Genomic DNA, 21,478 nt, shown 5'->3' on the forward strand with positions numbered 1-21,478 from the left:
ATTTCAGACTTCTGAAGACGTCTCGCAAAATCGCAACGACGGTTTGCTAGCGGCGTTTGCAGACGGCATTATGGCTGTATAAATAAACAGTCATTCAGAGCGAAACGCGCCGCGGCAACAACGCGCGTTGCGGGGCCAGAACCTCACAGCAGGCAAAACAGGGCAGACAGGAGAACAGGATGACGGATGTACAAGGAACCCCTGAAGAAACCGGGCCGGAAAGCGCACAGCGCCCGGTGCTCAGCGATTCTGAAGCGTTACGCTATACCCCGGAAAATCTCTTCGCGCGAGGCGGCTGGCTGCATTCGCCGGACGGCCCCTGGCGGCCTGAAGGCATAACCCCGCCGCCTTCCGGGCGCGCGTGGGTGGTCGATGCGCAGCGCGGGCCATTCCGTACCGTGCAGCAGGCGGTCAATGCCGCTGTGGATGGCGCAGACAGCAGGGCGCGCGTCTGGATTGCCGTTACGCCCGGCGTTTATCGCGGGGTGGTGTATGTCCCTGCGAACGCGCCCCCCATCACCATTTACGGCACCGGCGAAACACCGGAACAGGTGCGCCTTGAGTTGACGCTGGACGCGCGTTTTACGTCGCAACAGTATCAGGCAGCGGTCAATGCCTGCGGCGAGTTTCAGCCGGGCGATCCGGCATGGGAGGAGTATCAACGTATCGCCGCTTCTGGCGCGCCTGAGATTGGCACCGGCGCGTCTGCGGTCGTATGGGCGCAGTCAGACGGTTTTCAGTTGCTGAATCTGAGCGTGGTCAACACCTTGCTGGATAGCGTTGACGGGCAGGCGCATCAGGCCGTGGCGCTGCGCACCGACGGCGACAGGGTGCAACTGGAGCGCCTGCGGCTTATCAGCCGTCAGGATACGCTCTGGCTGAACAGCCGTGGCGTGGCGCAGGGTGCGGCATCGCACATCAGCCGCGTGCGGGTGAAAGACTGTTATATCGAAGGGGATGTCGATTACGTTTTTGGTTCGGCAAGCGCGTACTTTGAAAACGTGCACTTTCATACGGTCTCCTCACGCGGCGCGGGCGAAGCGTTCGTGCTCGCGCCTTCCACACCACACGATGTTCCCTTCGGGTTCCTCGTTCAGCAGTGTCGCTTTACCACCGATAACGGTTTTGGCGAAACCTTATCCGCGAAGCTGGGTCGCGCATGGGATCACGGCGCGCGGGAAACAGGCTACCGGCCGGGCCATACCGCCAACGGCCAGGCGCTTATTCGCGATTCCTTCACAGATGCGGGTTTTGATGCGAAAGCCCCCTGGGGCGCGGCGGCCACCACCGGGCGTCCGTTTGCGGCCAGCCGCAGCGCTCTGCGTGACGACGTACGCTATAACCGCCTGGTGGAATACCACAACCAGCAAAGGGTGGAAAACCGGGGTAAAACGTCGGCGCAGAAGCGCCTGCGGCAGGGTTAACGCGGGCCGATGATTTTCGCCAGCGCTTTACGGTCGGCAGGTTTGATATCGAGCGGGTGCTCATAGCCGATGTTTTCAATCGCCCGGGTGTAAAGCGCCACCAGCCAGTCGTAGACATAGCGGGTGGCGGCATGCACCGGCTTTTCGCCCAGGCGCGTCAGGCGCTTATCATGCGCGACGGCAGAGGCGAACAGACGCTCGTTCGGGTTAACGCGGCTGGCCGGACGTTCCGCCTGCGGCATGCGCTCGAAGCCCAGCCAGCTCACGAAGTTACCCAGCTCGGCACGCAGCTGCGCGCCGGAAAGCCCTTCATGGGCAGCCAGCGTTTCCAGACGGGCCGCCAGATCAAGCCGATAGCTCGCGATAATCAGCGTATCGCCGAGCCAGTGCAGCGTGGCAGGGTCGATACCGAGCAGCGCTGCATGTTCCTCGTTCTGCATCCACTGGCGAACATGGTTCACCCACAGGCGATGCGCGCGGCGCGCCAGCGAGGCGCCTGCGGCGGGGTCGGCGGGGCGCACGGAGACAGACTCGCCGAAGAGATCAATCTCGGCGCTGAACAGCCCCTGCGGCGTCTCTTCATGGCGCTCCTCGGTTTCACACAGCGCCTGCAGGGCGGCCGGATCCGGCAGCAGCGCCTGAAGGAGATCCCCGTGGCGCGCGGCCTGGCGCTGCAACGTGCGCACACCGTTTTCCGCCGTGGCGCGCAGCGTCGCTTCATCGGCAGTCAGCGGGGCCAGATAACGGCTGAAGAGCAGTGCGGGCTGGGCCTGCGCCTGTGCGGTCAGCAGCGCCAGACGGCGTTCGCGGCTGCTCTGGCTCAGCGCCTGCGACAGCCATTCGGTCAGGCGTTGCAGATTACGCCCGTCGAGCGCCTGCAACGTGCCCCAGGTGTGGCCCGGCTTGCCGAGCAGACGCTGTACGCCCTCGTCCAGATGCTGGCCATCAAGGAAACGGGCATCGTGCGGCGTAATGGCCCACACCAGGCCTGGCAGCGCGTCCGGGGAGGCAGGTTGCGTGGCGTTCACCCAGCGCAGCAGCGTGCGCGCGACCGGCGCGATATCGGCGCGGCTCTGCACGGCGTTACACACCATCAGCACGTCCGGCTGCTGGTGCTGGCGGTAGTAGTCGAGCAGAAACGCGATTTTGCTGGCGTTCAGGCTGTCATTCTGGCGATACGTCGCGCCGGGAATATCCAGCAGATCCACGCCTTCCGGCACCGATGGCGTGGCGAGCGGCAGCGTCAGCTCGACGCACAGCAGCGTCAGCGTCGTCAGCGGCAGGCTGACCATGCCCTGCAACTGATGCTGTTCGAGGGCGCGCACCAGCACTTCGTCGGGCAGCGCTTCTTCGCCGGAGCCAGCCGGGAGCAGAAAGCCTTCCACCGGAAGGGAGAAGTTATCGACCAGCAGGCTCAGCGGCGCGGCCACTTCACGGGCATGGCCCAGCAGCAGCAGACCTTCGGCAAGCGTCATAAACTGCTGCGTCAGTTCAGCGATATCGCCCCACAGCAGCGCGTACAGCCGCACGCGTTCGGGCAGATTCAGCGCAGGCAGCAGTTCAGCGAGCTGATGCCACGCGTTGTCGCTCAGCGTGCGCTGGCGAGCAGGCGTCACTTCCCGCCAGCGGGCGGCGAGCGTCATGACGTCCGGCGCGCTGATGGCCGGGTGGCTCTGCGGCTGGCCGAGGCTTTGCAATTGTGCTAAACGCTGGCGCAGCTCTTCTTCGCTGACGGCGCGCGCCTGGCCGCTGGTCTGGTAATGCGCAAGGAAAATCTGTACCAGCTCCGCCTCGCTGAAAAGCCGCAGGCGCAGCGGAAACTCTTCCGGCAGCGCAGACGGCGCGCGGGTAAAGCGTACCGCCATTGCGGTCGCGCTGTGGCCGGGGTTGATATGCGTCAGCCAGTCGAGATGCTTATCGCCGGGCGCGACGGCCACCTGGCCCTGTGAGCCATTGGCCAGCGTCGCCAGCAGGTGCGCTTTGCCCGCCTGGGAGTGTCCGTAAAGGCCGAGCGTGCGCGGTTCGTTGACAAGCGTATTGAGCGTCTGTGCGCTGGCGCGCAGCGCGCTCAGGCGCGCCAGCAGCGGGCCTGCTTCTTCATCCAGCAGCGGCGCATGCGCGCGGGTGGTTTCGACCCAACGGGTCAGGGCGACAGGCGTAGTGAGTGTCTGGTTAATGAGGGTAGAAACTGTCATTTCAGATAAACGCTCCCGCTGTCGATCCAGTAGTGGCTGCCGGAACTGCGACGGTCAGCCAGAGTATTAAGTTTAAACGTGACCTGCTCCGGCGGCACGCGGGTGCCGTCGGAAAGCCAGGCCTCGCTGAGCATGAAGCCTTCCGGCGCTTCATGTTTGCCGTCGCCGGTCAGTTCCAGGCGCACGTTGAGCACGCCGTCGCCGGCGATCGCTTTCGCCAGCTCCGGCGCGTTGACCGAGAGCGTGTACAGCGGCGTGGCGGGCCAGCGGGCGTTATCGAGCTGGCGGAAGCCGAGCGTCACATTGCCGCGCAGCGGGAAGTGCAGGCGGGCGTCGAGTTTAGCGCCCGGCGCGTCGAGATCGATCTCGCGATACCAGACGTTCTCGTCGCGCAGCGTGTTGACCACGTTATCCAGCACGCCAAGGTAGCGCACGGTGGAGTACGCGCCAATGTCCGCCGCTTTAAAGTTAAAGCGCGGCAGGCGCAGGTCGAGCGCCAGGCTGCACAGCATAGCGCCAACGGCGGCGGTGGATTTCGGGTTGCCCACGCGGCGGTGCTGACTGAAAGGATACCATTCATGCACTTCATAGTTATCGAGCCAGACCATACGGCTGACCGGCACCGGCTGAAGCAGACGAATCAGCGATTGCAGGCCCGGCAGGCAGCCCGGACGGCCCGTTATCAGCAATACGTCACAGCAATAGTGCGAGATAGCCTCACACAGCGCCTGGATGGGCGCGCAAATGCTGAACTTGCCGGTATGCAGCGCCTCTTCAAGCTCGCTGAAGCTCACCTGCAGCGGCACGTCCAGTACATTAAACGCCGGGCTGCCTGCGGGCAGCGCGTGCTCAATCGCCTGGTGGAGATAGTTGTGCACGTTGCGGGTCGGCGGCTGTTTCAGCAGCTCGCCAAAGGTGGTGTAAAGGCCGCTTTGCGTGTCAGCCGGATCGCTGTTTTCCCACGCCGAGAGTATGGCGTGACCCAGCGGCATAAAGAGTTGCAGCGCGGTCTGCTGGCGCAGGATAGCCTGCGTGTCCATACGGCCGGAATCGCCAAACAGCGTGGACATCAGCGTCGCGGCGTCGGCCACGCCCGCTTTTTGCAGGTGTTCCTGCAAGGCAGGCAGCACGCAGCGCTGAATGACATCGAGCAGAATGTCATCGCCCGCCACTTTAAACCCTTCGCGGAACAGCAGCGTCGGGCTGATTTTCACATTGCTGCCGACGCCGTCATCGAGCTGATATTCGGCAATCGCCATGTCCGTCGTGCCGCCGCCGATATCAATCGAGGCGACGCGCAACTGACGGCCCGGCGTGGCGCCCGGCGGCGTTTCACGGTCAGGGCGGGCGAGGCTTGCGAAAAAGCGCTCGGTCTGCCCGGCGAAATGCACCATCGCTTCGTTATAGAGCCATACCAGCTGACCACAGCTCGCTTCATCCCATTCCATCTGGATCTCAGGCACCGGCACGCGGCTCTTACGCTGGCCTTTTTCGGCGCTGAAATCGTCGTCGTGCGGGTGCCAGCCCAGCGCTTTCCAGACCAGCGCGATGGCCTCCTGCATACGGCGGCGGAAAATCTCGCGCTCCTGCTTCGGCATCGCCGATGGCAGCGTCAGGATCAGCTGACGCAACTGGCGCGGCGAGCTGGCGTTGCCCATGCGCAGGCGGCTGGCGACGCTGTTGATCTGGCAGACCGCCTGGGCGAGCAGCTCGCACAGCATATGGGTCATCAGAGAGCTGCGGCTGTATTGCGGCGAAAAGACCGGCAGGCGTTCTTCCGGCGGCAACTGCCAGAGCGGTTCGCCGTCGTCGTTCATCAGGTTCATCAGCGGGCCCGCGGTCGCCAGCGGCTCGCGCTGGGTTTTCGGGGTCATCAGGTTAAAACGCCACTCCTGGGCCGCCGGGGTTTCATCCCACAGGTAACGGCGGGGGCTCGAAATCCCGCTGTTGCCCTCGGTGCCAAGGCGCTGCATCGCCAGTTTGCGCGCTTCGTCGCCCACGCGAACAATAGAAGGCCAGACGAACGCTTCGTCGCGCCCGCTCTCGACCGAAAAATGCTGTTTGCCGAAACGCGCCTCGGCGAAGGCCAGGCGGCTGGTGAACATCAGCGCGTTCATAAATTGCGGCTCGCTAAGCGATCGCACCTGCAGCTCCATCGTCTGGCGCAGGCCGTCGTTCGCTTCGCCATGATCTTCAATAATCACCCCGCAGGTGTGAGTGTTGCCGACATCCAGAATCAGATCCACCGCCACCGGCTGAGAACTCAGCGTGCCGGTCACGATTTTCAGCTCTGGCACGCTCAGCTGGTTGCCGAGGAGCGACATCATGTTGAGCCAGTGGGCTTGATATTCGAACACTTTCAGCGCGCGCTGGATCTCCTGTTCGCTGCGGCCTTCCTGAGCGCCTGCAAACTGGGTAAACGCTTCACGCAGCCAGCCGTCGACCCAGGTCTGGTCGAGGAAATCGGCGACTTCATCGTCGCGCCAGGCAAGGGCGAAACGCGTTCCGTTGCGCACGTCGTTCTCGACCGGCGCGAGCTGAGAGGCCGCGCCTTCATCGGTCTGGATCTGGGTGTCGAAGGCCAGCGTCACGCGGTGAGTATTGCCAGCGCCGTCCGGCTCGCTGAGCTTGCGGATTTGCACGCGCGCCCAGTTATCCGGGCCCTGTACGAAGGTGCGCGGCGGGTTAAAGCGCAGCACCGGCAACGGCAGCCAGATGCCATCCATCATCGCGAGCGACTGGCTCAGCGAGACGCTGCTTTCCGGCTTCACCACTTCAGGCTGACCGCCGTGGCGCGCGGGCAGGGTGAATTTGCCGGAGGCGATATCGTAATCGAGGCGCAGCAGCGGCCCGTTAGCGGTTTTACGTACGAAACGCCCGTCGTGGGGCGCTTCAATCGGCGTCAGGCCGAAATCAAGAAATTGCACCCCGCTATTTTCAATCAGGGTGACGCTCTGTTTGTAATCACACAGGTTAGCCAGCATAAATCAGGCGCTCACTTTCTTCATGGTCAGGGGCAGAACGGTCTTTTCATCATAGCGACCGGTACACTCGGCAACATCATTGGGGCCAGCTTTACAGGCGATTTCCGGCATCGGATAACGCGAACCGTCGCTGCAACGGGCTTTGCCGCGCGTCTTAATCATCAGTTCGCCAGTCTGGTGCAGGCCAGAGAACAGCTCGGCTTTACAGACGACGTTGTCGCCAAGCGTCACGCGGGCGTTGCCTTTGTTGTTTTTCATATCGATACGCATCGAGGTCGCTTTGCCGGTAATCGGGTCCGGACTGCCGATGCTAAGCCGCCAGGTGCCGTTCAGGAAGCGGGTGGTCCCGGCTTTGACCTGATTCGCGTCCATCACCAGCGCGTTTTTATCGACCGGCGCTGGCGCAACGACAGGCTTCTCTTCCACCACCGGCGCAGGTGGCGTTATCTGGGCCGCGGCGAGCGGCAATGTGGTGGCTGGCGCGATGACGGGCGCCACAGGCGCGGGAGAAGCCGCAGGCGGCGCATCGACCGATTTCACCGGCGCGGGCGCGATTTCCTGCGCTTTAATCTCTGCGACCGACACGGTCGGCGCTGCCGCTTCTTTCTCCTGCAACATATACCAGGTGACAGGGGCGGCTACGGCGCCGATGACGACGGCGGCGGCGAGCGGCCATGTCCAGAGCGGAACACGCGAGCGGCGGACGGGCGTCTGCGCTTTCACCGGTACCGGCTCGACGTCGTCTGGCGCGGCGTCGGCGTCGGCGGTATAAGCCGCCAGCGCGGCCGCGGAGGCCTGGACGGACACCGCAGGCGCCGGGACAGGCGTGGGCGCAACAGGGGGCGTCGCCAGCAGCGGCGCGTCCGGCTCGGCCATCATCACTGGCGCGGGTTCGGGCTCCGGCTCTTCCTGCGGCGCCATGATGATTTCCGGCTCGATGGGCTCGGCTTCACGCAGGCATTCCAGCACGTCATCGCGCGCGCCCTGGTTTAAATTCACGAAGCCCCAGAAGGTAATCACTGGCTTGCCGTCCACCAGATAGAGGAAATTCGCGCCGGGGAACTGCACGGTCTTGGCGAGCAGCGCGCCAAAAAGCTGCTGGGCGGTCTTTTCCGACTCCAGGCAGCGTTTGCTCAGCGCGCGGGCGCTGGAGAGCGCGCTTTCCAGAAAGCGCAGGGCGCGCTCGCGCTCCTCGCTGCTGGCGGACGCCCAGCCCATTACCTTGCCGCTGACCGGCGAATACCAGTCCACGCGGTCACCCTCTTCGTTAAGCTGAGGGATAGCAAGAGACTCCACCAGCGGCTGTTTGCGCAGGCGAAGAGTTTCACGGATTTGCAGTGCAGACTCGAAAACCGCCTGACCGTTTTCGCCTACCGACTGGAAGTCGTCAAGGTCGCCACTGCGCAATAGAATTTTTGCCACGTCATTCTCTCTGCTGGGAAAACTTTTTCACGGCTCTACTTTGAACGATAGACGGGTCAAGCAAAGGGTGAAAGAAACGCGAAAAAGCGTAAATTCTCGGGTCATTGAATCTTAGGAATTTTCTTGACTTAAGCAAAAATTCGCGGTGATAACGCGACTTAACCGGAGCGTAAATCATTTTTATCTAAAATTGACTGATATTCAGGCGGAAAATGCCGGAAAGGCATAAAGGTACAGTTTTTTGTTATTTGCCACTCAACGCAGGCTATGATGAGATGGCTTTCCTCCTGAAAAGTAAAATAAAAGGCACAAGATGAAGACAGGAAAAACACTGCTCGGGCTGCTGTTGAGCGCCCTGTTACCGGCAAGCGCGATCGCGGCGAACAGCGATACCCTGATTTACTGCTCCGAGGCGTCCCCGGAATCCTTCAACCCGCAAATCGCGAGTTCCGGCCCAAGCTTCGTGGCAAGCTCTCAGGTGCTTTATAACCGCTTGGTGAATTTCGATCCGAAAACCAATACGCCGGTGCCGTCGCTCGCCACCGAGTGGAAGGTCAGCCCGGACGGTAAAACCTGGACGTTCACGCTGCGTCAGGGTGTGAAATTCAACAGCAATAAATTCTTTAAACCGACGCGCGATTTCAACGCCGACGACGTGATTTTCTCGGTAATGCGCCAGAAAGACCCGAATCACCCGTACCATAAGGTGTCGCAGGGCAATTACGAATATTTCCAAGATGTGGGGCTCGATAAGCTCATCACCGAGGTGAAAAAGCTCGACGACTATCACGTCCAGTTCACTCTGAGCGAGCCAAACGCCGCGTTCCTGGCCGACTGGGGGATGGATTTCGCGTCTATTCTTTCAGCGGAATATGCTGATGCGATGATGAAAAAAGGCACGCCGGAGAACGTCGATAACTGGCCCATCGGCACCGGTCCGTATGTGCTGCAACAGTACAAAGTCGATTCGCTTATCCGCTACATCGCCAACCCGAACTACTGGGATGGCGTGGTGCCGACCAAACACCTGATCTTCTCGATTACCCCGAACGTCGAGACGCGTCTTGCGAAGCTGAAAACCAACGAGTGCCAGATTATCCCGGCACCGAGCCCGGTGCAGTTTGAGCCGATCAAAGCCGATAAAAACCTGACGCTGCACAGCGTCGAGGCGCTGAACGTCGGTTATCTGGCGTTCAACACCGAGAAAAAACCGTTCGACAACGTGCTGGTGCGCCAGGCGCTGAACTACGCCGTCGATAAAAAATCGATCATTAATGCCGTGTTCATGGGCAGCGGCACGGTGGCGAAATCGCCCATTCCGCCGAATATGCTCGGTTACGATAAAGACCTGAAAACCTACGATTACGATCCTGAAAAAGCGAAAGCGCTGCTCAAGCAGGCGGGTCTGGAGAAGGGCTTTGAAGCGACGCTGTGGTCGATGCCGGTGCAACGACCGTATAACCCAAATTCACGCCGTATCGCCGAGATGATCCAGAGCGACTGGGCGAAAGTGGGCGTGAAGGCGAAAATCGTCAGCTACGAGTGGGGCGAATATCTCTCCGGCATTCGCAAGGGCGAGCATGACACCGCGCTGTATGGCTGGATGTCGGACAACGGCGATCCGGATAACTTCGCGGATGTTCTGCTGAGCTGCGACAGCATCCAGAGCGGCTCGAACGCGGCCCGCTGGTGCGATAAGAAATACACTGACCTTATCGATCAGGCCAAACGCGTCAGCGCGCCGGAAGAACGTGCGAAACTTTACGTACAGGCGCAGGAGATCTTCTACCAGCAGGCGCCGTGGGTGCCGCTGGCCAACGGCCGCACTTTCTACGCGACCCGCAGCAATGTCACGGGGTACAGCGTAAGCCTGATGGGCAGCGACTTCTCGAAAGCGAAAATCAACTAAGCACTGCGCCGCGGCACCTGCCGCGGCGACGCGTTTAAGGAGGTTTTATGACACATCGTGATGAAATGCAGCGCCGCGTTGACGCGGTAATTGAACAACATGTTATTGCTCCTATGAATGAGCTGCTGATTGCGCTCAGCGATGACGCGCAACTAGGCCGCGAGGAGCGTTACGACCTGCAACAGCAACTGCGCAACGCGATCGCCCATCATGGTCGTCAGCACAAAGAAGACCGCGAGCGCGAGGCGGCGGAACGCCTGGCAGAACTCACCCGCGGCGGCACCATTTTATAAAATTTAAGGAATTCTCATGCATATTGCTTTCCTCGGTCTTGGCGGCATGGGCCAGCCGATGGCGGAAAATCTGGTTAAAGCGGGCTTTACGGTGACCGTCTGGAACCGCTCGCCTGCGTCTGCAGAGGCGCTGCGCGCGTCCGGCGCGCAGGTAGCGGCAAGCCCGAAAGAGATTCATGGCGCTGATGTCTTAATCACTATTCTTGCCGACGACGCGGTCACCGAAAGCGTGGTGGTGGAGCAGGGCGCGCTGGCGTCGCTCGCGCCGGGTGCGCTGTGGATTAATATGGCGACCGTTTCCGTGGCGTTTACTGAGGCAATGGACGCGCTGACGCGTCAGCGGAACATCGGCTATCTCGCCGCCCCGGTGCTTGGGCGTGTGGATGTCGCCGCGGCAGGCAATCTGAATATTCTCGCGGCGGGCGAGGCGCAATGGCTCGCGAAAGCGCAGCCGATTTTCGATGTGCTGGGCCAGAAAACCTGGACCTTTGGCGACAGCCCGGCGCAGGCTGCGGCGGTGAAGCTCGCGGCGAACTTTATGCTGGCGAGCGCGATCGAGACGATGGGCGAGGCGTCGGCGCTGGTGGAGGCCTATGACGTCGGCAAAGGCGATTTTCTCGGTATGATGACCAGCACGCTGTTTGCCGCGCCCGCGTATAAAAACTATGGCGCGATGATTGCCGAAGATCGCTACACGCCTGCCGGTTTCACCATGAAGCTGGGGCTCAAAGATGTGCGTCTCGCGCAGCAGGCCGCCGAGAGTAAAAACGTGCCGATGGGAGTAGCGGGCGTGCTGCGCGATAACTACCTTGACGCGCTGGCCCACGGCGATGAACAGCTCGACTGGGCGGCGCTGGCGACCGTCAGCGCGCGCCGCAGCGGGCAGAAACCGAAAGCGTAACCTTCAGAACGTGCGCCTGGCGACCAGCCAGGCGCCAATCACCAGCAGCACCGCGCCCGCCGCCGGCCCTGCCAGCATCCGCAGCGTCAGGCCGCTGCTGCGCGCAATATCGAACAGCAACCCGCCAATTAGCTGGCTTGCGACCAGGACCGCAATGGTCGTGGCCGCGCCGAGATGCTGATAACCGTTAATACTCGCGAAGACGAAAAACGACCCGAGCAGCCCCGGCAGCAGCGTCCACCAGCGCACGGTGGCGATAAGCTCGCTGAAGCCCGCCGTGCCGTTACGCAGCAGGAGAATGGCGCAGAACAGCACAATCCCCACCAGCGAATTGAGCAGCATGGCGATAAGAATGGTGGAGGCCGACTGCGTGATGCGCACCATCAGCATGTTCTGCACCACCAGACCCGCCCCGGCGGCGGTCAGAAACAGCAGGCTGAGCGACGAATTCATCCGATGGCGTCCGGCTCGTTGCGGTTGTCGAGCTGAAGCTGCATAAACGTCAGATCCAGCCAGCGGCCAAATTTGGTGCCCACCTGCGGCATCTGCGCGGTGATGGTAAACCCGAGTTTTTCATGCAGCGCGATAGAGCCTGCGTTACGCGATTCAATCCCCGCCACCATCACATGCTTGCCGATGGCCTGCGCCTCGACAATCAGCCGCGTCATCAGCGCCTTACCGATGCCCTTGCCATGGTGATCAGGATGCACGTAGACCGAGTGCTCAACCGTATGGCGAAAGCCGTCAAAGGCGCGCCAGTCGCCGAATGAGGCGTAGCCCACCACGGTGTCGTCCAGTACCGCCACCAGCACCGGATACCCGGCGTTGCCGCGCTGATAAAACCAGGCGAGGCGGTTTTCCGTGTCGACGGTGGAATCGCTCCAGATGGCGGCGGTATGTAATACCGCATCGTTAAAAATGTCGGCGATAGCGGCGCAGTCGTCCGCAGTGGCATGGCGAATCAGCATGGTTGAACCCCGGCAGTCGTTCACTATAATGTTACGTTATGAATAATATAATCGACACATTAAATCAACGGATTGGTGAGCGTATCCGCGTCGAGCGCGAAACCCGCGGCTGGTCGCTGAGCGAACTCGCGGAGCGTGCCGGAGTGTCCCGCGCCATGATCCATAAAATCGAGCGCGGGGAAAGCAGCCCGACGGCGACGCTTCTGGGGCGGCTCTCCGGCGCGCTGGGGCTCAGTATGTCCACGCTTATCGCCCGCGCGGAGATGAACGAAGGGCGGCTGTTGCGCTTTGCCGATCAGCCGGTCTGGCGCGATCCGCAAAGCCATTATTTGCGCCGCCACGTCTCGCCAAAATCTGACCTGCCGCTGGATCTGGTTCAGGTGGAGCTGCCCGCGGGCAGCGATATCCCGATGCCCGCCTCGGCCTATGCGTTCGCGCGCCAGCTTATCTGGGTGCAGCAGGGCGAACTGGTGTTTCGCGAAGGCGAAACCCGCCACCTGATGCGCGAGGGCGACTGCCTGGAGCTTGGCCCGCCGAACGAATGCCATTTCATCAACCAGAGCGACGCGCCCTGCGTCTATCTGATCGTGCGTCTGAATAACGTCGCCAGTTAACGTGAATGCACTACGCTTTCTGGATGCCCTGAAAACTAAGGAGAACATCATGACCCAACCATCGTCCCGTAATCGCCGCTGGGTGCTGGCCTCCCGTCCGCATGGCAAACCCGTGGCGGAGAACTTCCGTCTGGAAGAAGATACCATCGCCGAGCCGGGCGAAGGTCAGGTGCTGGTGCGCACCGTCTATCTGTCGCTCGACCCGTATATGCGCGGCCGCATGAGCGATGAGCCGTCTTATTCCGCGCCGGTGCAGATTGACGAAGTCATGGTCGGCGGCACCGTCGGCGTGGTCGAGAAATCACATCACCCTGATTTCCACCCCGGCGACTGGGTGGTCGGTTACAGCGGCTGGCAGGATTACTGCATCTGCGATCCGAAACAACTGACGCCGCTCGGCAAATCGCCCGAGCATCCGTCGTGGTTCCTCGGCGTGCTGGGGATGCCCGGCTTCACCGCCTATATGGGCCTGCTGGATATCGGCGCGCCGAAAGCGGGCGAAACGCTGGTGGTCGCCGCCGCGACCGGCCCGGTGGGCGCAAGCGTCGGGCAGATCGGTAAAATCAAAGGCTGCCGCGTCGTCGGCGTGGCGGGCGGCGAAGAGAAATGCCGTTACGCAGTGGAGCATCTTGGCTTTGACGAGTGTATCGATCACCGCGCGCCGGATTTCGCCGATAAGCTTGCCGCTGCCTGCCCGCAGGGCATCGATGTTTACTATGAAAACGTCGGCGGTAAAGTTTTCGACGCCGTAATGCCGCTGCTCAATACCGGCGCGCGCGTGCCGCTGTGCGGTCTGGTTTCCGGCTATAACGCCACCGACCTGCCGCCTGGCCCGGATCGTCTGCCGCTTCTGATGGGCACGCTTTTGAAAAAACGCATCCGGATGCAGGGCTTTATCATCAACCAGGATTATGGTCACCGCATCGAAGAGTTCCAGCGCGAAATGGGCCAGTGGGTTGCTGAAGGGCGAATTCACTACCGCGAGCATATTGTCGAGGGGCTTGAGAACGCGCCGGAGGCGTTTATCGGCCTGCTGGAAGGGAAAAACTTCGGCAAGCTGGTGATCCGCGTTGGCCAGGACGAAGCATAAACCAGCTAAATAACAACTTGTTAACCATGGCGGCTGCCGATATGCTCGACCAAAGCCTGTTGTCGGGAGCCGCCTGTGCCGCTGTTAACCGTATCTCATCTGAGCCTGCAAAGTCGCCAGGCAACCTTACTTCGTGATGTCAGTCTGACGGTCGAACGCCGCGAAATGGTCGCGCTGGTCGGCGAATCCGGCTGCGGCAAAACGCTCACCTCTTTAGCCGTCACCGGCCTTCTGCCGCGCGGCGTCTGGCAGAGCGGCGGGGAGATCTGCTTCGACGATACCACGCCTATTCTTCCCGACGCGCCATACCCGGCGGGCCTGCGCGGTCGGCATATCGCCATGATTTTCCAGGAGCCGATGAGCAGCATGAACCCGGTGCTGAAAGTGGGCGAGCAGATTGCCGAAGTGCTGGTGCGTCATCGCGGGCTGGGCTGGAAAGCGGCCTCCCGCGAGGCGGTGGCGCTGCTGGGCCATGTCGGCATCGGCGAGCCGGAAAAGCGGGCGCGTCAGTATATTCACCAGCTCTCCGGCGGGATGCGCCAGCGCGTTATGATAGCGAGCGCCATTAGCGGCAAACCAGACCTGCTGATTGCCGATGAGCCCACCACGGCGCTGGACGTCACGCTTCAGGCGCAAATCCTCGGCCTGCTGAAAGATCTCCAGCAGGAGATGGGCATGGGCGTATTGCTGGTGACGCACGATCTCAGCGTGGTGGCGCGCTATGCCGATCGCGCCTGCGTGATGAACGGCGGCGAAATTGTCGAGCAGGGGCCGGTGGCGCCGCTCTTTACCGCGCCTGAGGCCGACTGGACGCGGCGGCTGATTGCGGCTTCCACGCCGCAGGAGCCGCCCGAGCGCGTGGTGGCGCGCGATGAGACCCCGCTGTTGCAGGTGACGGGCATCGTGAAAAGCTTTCCGCGCCGCGCACGGCTGCCATTTATTCCGGCGGAGCGCCAGCGGGTGCTGCAGCCGACCACCTTTAGCGTGGCGCGGGGCGAAATCGTCGGGCTTATCGGCGAATCCGGCTCCGGCAAAACCACGCTCGGGCGCGCGGCCATCGGGCTTATCGACGCAGACAGCGGGGCTATTTTCTTTGACGGCATCGAAATAGCGCAGGCGAGCCGCGCTGAACGACAACGCGTGCGCCGCCGCGCGCAGATGATTTTTCAGGACCCTTACGCGAGCCTCGATCCACGCATGAGCGTCGGCGATCAGCTCGCCGAGCCGCTGCGGGTGCACGGGCTGCGCCACGGCCCGGCGATTGCCGAGCGGGTGAGCGAACTGATGACGCTGGTAGGACTGAAGCCGGAATGGGCGCAGCGGCGTCCGGCGGCGTTCTCCGGCGGGCAGCGCCAGCGAATCGCCATCGCCCGCGCGCTGGCGCTGGAGCCGGAACTGCTGGTGGCGGATGAAGCGGTGGCGGCGCTCGATTTACCGGTGAGAGGCCAGATCCTGCGCCTGCTGGCGGAGCTTCGCGACAAGCTTGGGCTGTCGGTGTTGTTTATCAGCCACGATCTCCAGGCGGTGCGCCAGCTCTGCGATCGCGTGTTAGTGCTCTACCTCGGGAATGTGGTGGAAGAAGGGCCGACGCGGCAGGTGTTGCAAACGCCCGCCCATGCCTATACCCGGCGGCTTATCGACAGCGCGCCGGATATCCACCAGGCGCTGCGCCTGCGCGAAGACGCTTAAGAGACGCCAAATAACGGCAGGGCGGCACCGACGTTTTCTTGCGCCGCCTTCTGCAACACCCGCGCGGCGAGCGCGATATCAAACACGTTCAGCCCGAACGATGAAAAGTAAACGCAGTCGTCCGGCATCGGTCGCCACGCGCCGGTTAAGAGCGCGGCGAGATCCGCCGCCCAGCCGTCATCGGCAAATTCGCCCGCGCGATACATCTGAAACAGGCTTTTGGCGCTGGTGTGGCGAAACTCCCCCCAGGCGTCAACCACCACCTGCGTGGCGTGTTTGATCGCCGCAAAACTCACTTCGTGATAGCCAATCTGCATGATAAGCCGCCCCGGCTGGCACCATTCGGGGCCGAGAAAGGGCTGCTGCGCGCCGGTGCAGGTGATAACGGCATCCCACGGCTGTTTCTGCGCCTCACTCAGATCGCGGTAGATTTCACACGGAAACGGCAGCGTCGCGGCGGATATTTCCTCAAGCCGCGCGGGCGTGCGGTTCCACAACCCTAACCCCGAGAGCGCCGGAAAGTGCGCGCGTAACATCGCCAGATGCGCGCGCGCCTGTACGCCCGCGCCCAGCAGCAGCACGCGTTTCACCTCGCGCGGCGCGGCGTGGCGCAGGGCGAGCGCCGAGACTGCGGCGGTGCGCACCGCCGTCAGCCCGCCGCTCTCCACAAGCCCTACCGGCATGCCGCTGTCGGCGCGGTTGATGATCGTCATCGTCAGCGCCATCGGCAGATTGTCCTGCGGCTGCGGGCGGTGCGCCGTCCATTTGACGCCGGTGGCGTTAAACCGCCCGCCGACGCGCGCAGGCAGGGCGTAAACCTTACCGGGCGCGGTATCGAGCGGCACGTGCGTTTCGGCGGGCATCACGGCGTCGCCTGCCGCCATCAGCAGCGTCGCGTCGGTGACATCCTTCAGCGCCGCGTGCGGGTCGAGCCCGCCGAGTTCCGCCACCTGCTGGCCGGTAAGAAATCGCATGGTTATCTCCTGAATCCGTCAGAATGAGAGCAGCCAGTCGCGCAGCGACCGGGTATAGCGCGACAGCCCGCGCAGGGTGACAAACTCGTTCACACCGTGCGCGTTGCCGCCATAGCCGAGCCCGCCGATAAGAAACGCGGGCGCGACGGGCGCGAAAGCATACGCCGGGGCGCAGCCGGGCGCCCAGGGCCAGATCTGCGGGCGGGCCTGCTGCTGGTGATAACTGTTCAGAAGTTCCATCACGCCCGCGTCGTCAGCCGAAAAACGCCTGCCGGGATAGCAGTCATCAACGATCAGCTCCACGCCGGTAATGGCCTGATGAGAGAGCGACGCGCGCATGGCGTCCAGCAGTCTCTCCGGTGAACTCCCCGGCGGCGTGCGCAGCGCGAATTCGGCGCAGGCGAGCGGGGGAATAATGCCGCGGCCCGGCAGGGGCGTAGTGCGGATCTCGCTAAGATTCAGCACCGCGCTGCCGAGTAAAAACGCCAGCGCCTCGCGACTGTCGCCGCTGATCGTCAGCCGCTGGCTTTTGCGCATCGCCAGCTCGTCTGCGATGCTGAACTGCGGGGCCAGCTCGTCGAGAATGTGCAGGGCGGCGTCGTCAAGCGGCAGGGTTTCCAGCACCCCGTTGCGCCCGGCGGGGGCGATGGCGGCGAGCGCCTGCACCAGCCGCCACGCGGGGTTCGCTATCCACGCCGCGTTGCTCGCGTGAATGGCGGCCTGCGGGCCGCCCCAGTCGCCGCCCGCGACGCGCAGACGCCCGGTGGTCATGCCGGTAAAGCCGAGATAGAGCCGTGGCGCGCCGCCGCCATATTCGCACAGCGACGGGAACAGCACGGCGAGCGCAGGCGACACCGGGCACGGCGTACGGGCGAGATAGCGCCGGAGCGTACCGCTGCCGCACTCTTCTTCGCCCTCCAGCAGGATCTCCAGATTGGTGGTCAGCCTGCCGCTCTCCCACAGCTCCCGCACCATGGTAAGCATACCGGCGAGCGGGCCTTTGTTATTTTCTGCGCCGCGCGAGATAAACACGTCGCCCTTATCGGGCCAGCGGCGGATGCCGCCGGTAAACGGGTCGACCTGCCAGCCCTCGGGGTCGGCGGGCATCACGTCGTACATGTTGTAGAGCACCAGCGTGTCCGGCGCGCCGATATCCACGCGCACATGCACCAGCGGCGGGCGGTCATCAGGCTGCTGCGCCACCGGCAGGATCACTTCTGCTTCCAGTTCTTCGGCAAGCCAGGCTTCGAGCCAGGCCGCGAGGGAGCGCTGTTCGTCCGGCTCGTCGGCCACGCTTTGCCAGGCGGTGAGCGACGAGAGCAGTTCGATCGTCGCCTCCAGGCAGGCATTCGGCTGAACGGTCATAAACGTATCCTTGGGTTCAGTACCAGGTAAAGCAAATCAATCAACAGGTTCACCACCACAAACGTCAGCGCGGCGAGCAGCACCACGCCCTGCACCAGCGGAAAATCACGGTTCTGAATAGCCTGTACCGCGAGGCGGCCAATGCCCGGCCAGGCGAAGATGATCTCCGTGACCAGCGCGCCGCCGAGCAGCGCGGCCAGTGAAATTCCCTGAACCGTCACCACGGGGATCAGCGCGTTGCGAAGCCCGTGACGAACCAGCACCCGCCAGGCGCTGAGGCCTTTGGCGCGCGCGGTGCGGATATAATCCTGGTCCAGCACGTCAATCAGGCTCGCGCGCACCAGCCGCGCCATCGCGCTCATGTAGTAAGCGCCAAGACAGACCGCTGGCATGATGAGCTGTAACGGTTCGCCGTAGCCGCCGGAAGGCAACAGACGCAGTTGCAGGCTGAAGAACAAAATCATCAACAGCCCCAGCCAGAACACCGGCACCGCCTGGCCGCTGAAGGCCACCAGCCGCGCCAGCAAATCCCAGATTGTGTCGCGCCACAGCGCGCTTACCAGCCCTAGCGCGAGGCCCGCGAGCGTGCTCCAGGCGAGCGCCGTCAGCGCCAGCAGCGCGGTGGCGGGCAGGCGTTCGGCAATCAGCGTCGCTACCGGCTGGCCAAAACGCAGGGACTCGCCCAGATCGCCGCGCAGAAGGTGGGCCGCGTAATCGGCGTATTGGGTCAGCAGCGGCCTATCAAAGCCCATCGCGTGGCGGAAATCGGCAATCTCCTGCGTGGTGGCGCCGGGCGGCATCATGACCGCCGCCGGATCGCCCGTCAGATGCAGGCTGAAGAAAATCAGCAGCGAAACGCCGAACATCACCAGCAGCGCCTGGAAAAACCGTGAAATCAGATAGCGCGCCATTATTCGACCCTCGCCTGGGTGGTGCGCAGCCAGTAGTCGCCCAGCAGGTTACAGCCCACCACCAGCATGGCGATGGCGCAGCCAGGCCAGACCACCAGCCACGGCGCGAGCAGCATATAGGCGCGACCTTCGCCGATAAGATTGCCAAGCGTCGGCGTCGGCGGCTGGATGCCCATGCCGAGAAAACCGACGGAGGCTTCCAGCACAATGAGGCGCGGGATATCGAGCGTCAGCAGCACCAGTAGCGGTGTCGCGAGCGCCGGTAAAATATGGCGCAGCATAATGCGCAGGTGCGAAAAACCCATGGTTTTCGCGGCCTCGATATACTCCAGCTCGCGGATTTCCAGCGTCCTGGCGCGCGCCACGCGGGCGTAAATCGCCCAGCTCGTCACGCCCATGATAACGATAATGTTAGCAAGCGAAGTGCCGAACAGCGCCATTACCAGCAGGATCAGCAGAATAAACGGCACCGCCAGCTGAATATCGATAAGCCGCATGATAAGCGCGTCGACCCAACCGCCGAAGTAGCCCGCGACCATGCCCATCAGCGTGCCCATCGTGGCGGCGATGAGTGCGGCGATCATCACCACGAACAGCGAGAGACGGGCACCCGCGAGAATACGCGCCAGCACGTCGCGGCCCAGTTGATCCGCGCCCAGCCAGTGCTGCGGGCCAGGCGCCTGAAAGACCGCCGCGAGATCGCTTTGCAGCGGGTCGGGTAACGGGAGCCAGGGGGCGAGGAGCGCTGCCAGGATGAGTACAGCCAACAGCGCGCCGCCAAGAAGGCCGTCCCCCGGCAGGGGACGGCGGCGTGAACGGGATGCGTAACGGCCAGGGAAGATCATTTCACCCTCATATCGAACAACGACACGCGGGCGTCTTCACGGCCTTTAAACGTGACGTTGTCACTGGAAGCGTAAATCGCATCTTCCCGGTAGAGCGGGATCAGCGGCTGTTCGGTGGCGACGCGGTCCTGGATCTGCTCCAGCAATGCTTTACGCTTCGCGGCATCTACCGTGGCGCGGCTCTCGTTTAACAGCTTATCAAGCGTAGGATCGCTCACCGTGGAGTACGGCTCGCCTGCGTGCAGCACCGGATAGAGCGCGGCGTCGGCATCCAGCGTCTGGGTGGAGCCCCAGCCCAGCATATAGAGCGGCGCCTGTTTGCCGGACGCCACCTGTTGGGTGTAAACCGACCATTCCGGCACTTCGAGCTGCGCTTTCACGCCGATGGCGGCGAGATCGGCCACCATCGCCTGGCCTACGTCAGCGCTGGCGATATAACGGCGCGGGGCCTGGAATTTCAGGGTAAAGCCCTGCGCGTAGCCGGCTTCTTTTAGCAACGCTTTGGCTTTTTCCCGGTCCTGTTTCGGCGCGGAAATGGCTTTATAGCCATAATCTTTCGGGCCTGCCAGCGTGCCGGTCGGCGTGCCGAAACCGTGCAGCAGCGACTGCGTGTAGGCATCGCGGTTCAGCGCCAACGACAGCGCCTGACGCACGCGCACGTCATTCAGCGGCGGCTCGCTGTTTTTAATGCCGAGATAAATCGTCAGCCCGCCGCCTTTCACCTGCTCAAGCTTCACGCCGGGTTTGCTCTTCACCAGCGGGGCGAGATCCGCCGGCACGCCTTCCACCAGCTGCGCTTCGCCGGTCAGCAGCGCGGTAATGCGCGCGGTCGCCTCGGGGATCGGGCGCCATGTCACTTCGTCAATCGACGGCTTGCCGCGCCAGTAGTTCGGGTTGGCTTCCATCACAACACGCTCATCGGGAATGAAAGTTTTGACGATATAAGCGCCACTTCCGACAGGTTTTCGTGCAAATTCCGCAGCACCGACTTTACTTACATAACCAGGCGGCACGATATAAGCCGGATAACGACTCATGCGGGTGGGCAGGAGCGGATCGGGGCCGTTGGTGTGAATACGCACCTGATAGTCGCCGACAACGTCCACGGATTTAATGGTACGGATGTAAGAAATGGTGGGCGCGTGGTTGGCCGGGTCGAGAATGCGGTCGATGGAAAATTTGACCGCCGCGGCATTCACTGGCTCGCCGTTGGTAAATTTGACATCCTTACGCAGGTCGAACTGCCAGGTGGTGTCATTGATGGCTTCCCAGTGGGTGGCGAGGCCGGGTTTCAGTTGCATCTGCGCGTCGCGCAGCACCAGCGTATCGAAAACGTTATCCACCAGCGTCGCGGCTTCTTTCAGAAAGCCGGGATCCATGGCGGTGGCGGAAGTGGGCTGCGCGATGGTCAGCGAACTGGCCTGACTGAGCGGAGCGAATAAAGAAAGCGCCACAGAAAGAGAGAGAAGCTTACGGGACAGTCGTTTCATTAGGTCAATACCTTAATGGTTGTCGTACTGGTCAGTGAAAGTTTTGATTATTTTCGGTTTTCCTGACCACAAAAACCGTGTTATCAAGGATATAAGATATATCCTCTGGTCAGGATGACGAGACGTCAGTTAAGCGCCTGCTAATACAAAGTAAATTTTTTACGACAGGAAATAAACATGCTGGATCTGGAAAAAGCGCAACGCCTAAGTTTAACCATGCAAGTGGAAGTAAGATTGAAAAACGCCCTTATCGTTGGCAGCCTGCGCCCGGGCGCCCGTCTGGTCACGAAGGAAATCGCCGATCAACTGGGGATCAGCATCACGCCGGTACGCGAAGCGCTGCTGCGACTGGTCTCTTCCGGCGCGCTGAACGCCACCCCGGCGCAGGCCTTTCTGGTGCCGGA

At 62.3% G+C, this 21,478-nt stretch carries 18 protein-coding genes; 8 read left to right on the forward strand and 10 right to left on the reverse strand.

Annotation, left to right across the window (positions count from 1 at the left end; genetic code table 11):
* The first annotated feature begins 179 nt into the window (after positions 1–179).
* On the forward strand, positions 180–1,424 hold the full coding sequence (locus tag AACV31_RS10115; protein ID WP_165153902.1) for a putative acyl-CoA thioester hydrolase: 1,245 nt from the start codon (positions 180–182) through the stop codon (positions 1,422–1,424).
* Here AACV31_RS10115 and AACV31_RS10120 read toward each other — a convergent pair.
* Genes AACV31_RS10120 through AACV31_RS10130 form a run of 3 tightly spaced genes read right to left on the reverse strand, consistent with a single transcriptional unit; the run spans position 1,421 to position 8,025 of the window.
* Entirely contained in the window at positions 1,421–3,619 is a 2,199-nt protein-coding gene (locus AACV31_RS10120; RefSeq protein ID WP_165153903.1) for a virulence factor SrfC family protein, read from the reverse strand. The two genes, AACV31_RS10115 and AACV31_RS10120, sit on opposite strands and share 4 nt — an antisense overlap.
* On the reverse strand, positions 3,616–6,603 hold the full coding sequence (locus AACV31_RS10125; RefSeq protein WP_165153904.1) for a virulence factor SrfB: 2,988 nt from the start codon (positions 6,601–6,603) through the stop codon (positions 3,616–3,618). Before AACV31_RS10125 ends, AACV31_RS10120 begins: the two co-directional genes overlap by 4 nt.
* Before the next feature lie 3 nt (positions 6,604–6,606).
* Positions 6,607–8,025 (reverse strand): SrfA family protein, encoded by a 1,419-nt coding sequence (locus tag AACV31_RS10130; RefSeq protein ID WP_165153905.1) that lies wholly within the window; start codon positions 8,023–8,025, stop codon positions 6,607–6,609.
* Between the two features lie 313 nt (positions 8,026–8,338).
* Here AACV31_RS10130 and AACV31_RS10135 point away from each other — a divergent pair, with 313 nt between their 5' ends.
* The 3 genes from AACV31_RS10135 to AACV31_RS10145 are packed head-to-tail and all read left to right on the forward strand — an operon-like array spanning position 8,339 to position 11,128.
* Positions 8,339–9,934 carry an ABC transporter substrate-binding protein gene (locus AACV31_RS10135; protein ID WP_165153907.1) on the forward strand — a complete coding sequence of 532 codons (1,596 nt, stop codon included), beginning with the start codon at positions 8,339–8,341 and terminating at the stop codon, positions 9,932–9,934.
* 47 nt (positions 9,935–9,981) lie between these two features.
* Positions 9,982–10,227 (forward strand): DUF2526 family protein, encoded by a 246-nt coding sequence (locus tag AACV31_RS10140; RefSeq protein ID WP_007761037.1) that lies wholly within the window; start codon positions 9,982–9,984, stop codon positions 10,225–10,227.
* A gap of 16 nt (positions 10,228–10,243) precedes the next feature.
* A complete protein-coding gene (locus AACV31_RS10145) occupies positions 10,244–11,128 on the forward strand; it encodes an NAD(P)-dependent oxidoreductase (RefSeq protein WP_105539329.1) in 885 nt (294 codons plus the stop codon).
* A 3-nt stretch (positions 11,129–11,131) separates the two neighbouring features.
* Here AACV31_RS10145 and AACV31_RS10150 read toward each other — a convergent pair whose 3' ends face one another.
* A complete protein-coding gene (locus tag AACV31_RS10150) occupies positions 11,132–11,581 on the reverse strand; it encodes a DMT family transporter (protein WP_165153909.1) in 450 nt (149 codons plus the stop codon).
* Entirely contained in the window at positions 11,578–12,096 is a 519-nt protein-coding gene (locus tag AACV31_RS10155; RefSeq protein ID WP_161588835.1) for a GNAT family N-acetyltransferase, read from the reverse strand. Before AACV31_RS10155 ends, AACV31_RS10150 begins: the two co-directional genes overlap by 4 nt.
* 38 nt (positions 12,097–12,134) lie before the next feature.
* Here AACV31_RS10155 and AACV31_RS10160 point away from each other — a divergent pair, with 38 nt between their 5' ends.
* The 3 genes from AACV31_RS10160 to AACV31_RS10170 all read left to right on the forward strand — a co-directional run bounded on the left by AACV31_RS10160 (position 12,135) and on the right by AACV31_RS10170 (position 15,489).
* Positions 12,135–12,710 (forward strand): helix-turn-helix domain-containing protein, encoded by a 576-nt coding sequence (locus AACV31_RS10160; RefSeq protein WP_015741212.1) that lies wholly within the window; start codon positions 12,135–12,137, stop codon positions 12,708–12,710.
* A 49-nt stretch (positions 12,711–12,759) separates the two neighbouring features.
* Complete coding sequence (locus AACV31_RS10165; protein ID WP_165153911.1) at positions 12,760–13,800, forward strand: NADP-dependent oxidoreductase; 1,041 nt, start codon at positions 12,760–12,762, stop codon at positions 13,798–13,800.
* Between the two features lie 75 nt (positions 13,801–13,875).
* Positions 13,876–15,489 (forward strand): dipeptide ABC transporter ATP-binding protein, encoded by a 1,614-nt coding sequence (locus AACV31_RS10170; protein WP_075198352.1) that lies wholly within the window; start codon positions 13,876–13,878, stop codon positions 15,487–15,489.
* On the opposite strand, the gene AACV31_RS10175 is transcribed toward AACV31_RS10170, so the two are convergent.
* From AACV31_RS10175 to AACV31_RS10195, 5 genes are read right to left on the reverse strand one after another with little or no spacing between them, the layout of a single operon-like run.
* Entirely contained in the window at positions 15,486–16,463 is a 978-nt protein-coding gene (locus AACV31_RS10175) for an ornithine cyclodeaminase family protein (RefSeq protein WP_165153912.1), read from the reverse strand. The two genes, AACV31_RS10170 and AACV31_RS10175, sit on opposite strands and share 4 nt — an antisense overlap.
* Before the next feature lie 18 nt (positions 16,464–16,481).
* Positions 16,482–17,828: a M20 family metallopeptidase gene (locus AACV31_RS10180; RefSeq protein ID WP_165153913.1), complete on the reverse strand. Its 1,347-nt coding sequence runs from the start codon at positions 17,826–17,828 to the stop codon at positions 16,482–16,484.
* Entirely contained in the window at positions 17,825–18,739 is a 915-nt protein-coding gene (locus AACV31_RS10185) for an ABC transporter permease (protein WP_075198349.1), read from the reverse strand. The genes AACV31_RS10180 and AACV31_RS10185 overlap by 4 nt, the downstream gene beginning before the upstream one ends.
* Positions 18,739–19,584 carry an ABC transporter permease gene (locus AACV31_RS10190; protein ID WP_041923527.1) on the reverse strand — a complete coding sequence of 282 codons (846 nt, stop codon included), beginning with the start codon at positions 19,582–19,584 and terminating at the stop codon, positions 18,739–18,741. The genes AACV31_RS10185 and AACV31_RS10190 overlap by 1 nt, the downstream gene beginning before the upstream one ends.
* Positions 19,581–21,074, reverse strand: coding sequence for an ABC transporter substrate-binding protein (locus tag AACV31_RS10195; RefSeq protein WP_161588829.1), 1,494 nt, complete (start codon positions 21,072–21,074; stop codon positions 19,581–19,583). The genes AACV31_RS10190 and AACV31_RS10195 overlap by 4 nt, the downstream gene beginning before the upstream one ends.
* Positions 21,075–21,251: 177 nt before the next feature.
* Here AACV31_RS10195 and AACV31_RS10200 point away from each other — a divergent pair.
* Positions 21,252–21,478: GntR family transcriptional regulator (locus tag AACV31_RS10200; protein ID WP_166337082.1), on the forward strand; the 227-nt coding region annotated here is incomplete at its 3' end.

It is taken from the genome of Cronobacter sp. EKM101R (assembly GCF_963888145.1).
In the GTDB taxonomy this organism is placed as follows: Bacteria; Pseudomonadota; Gammaproteobacteria; order Enterobacterales; family Enterobacteriaceae; genus Cronobacter; species Cronobacter turicensis.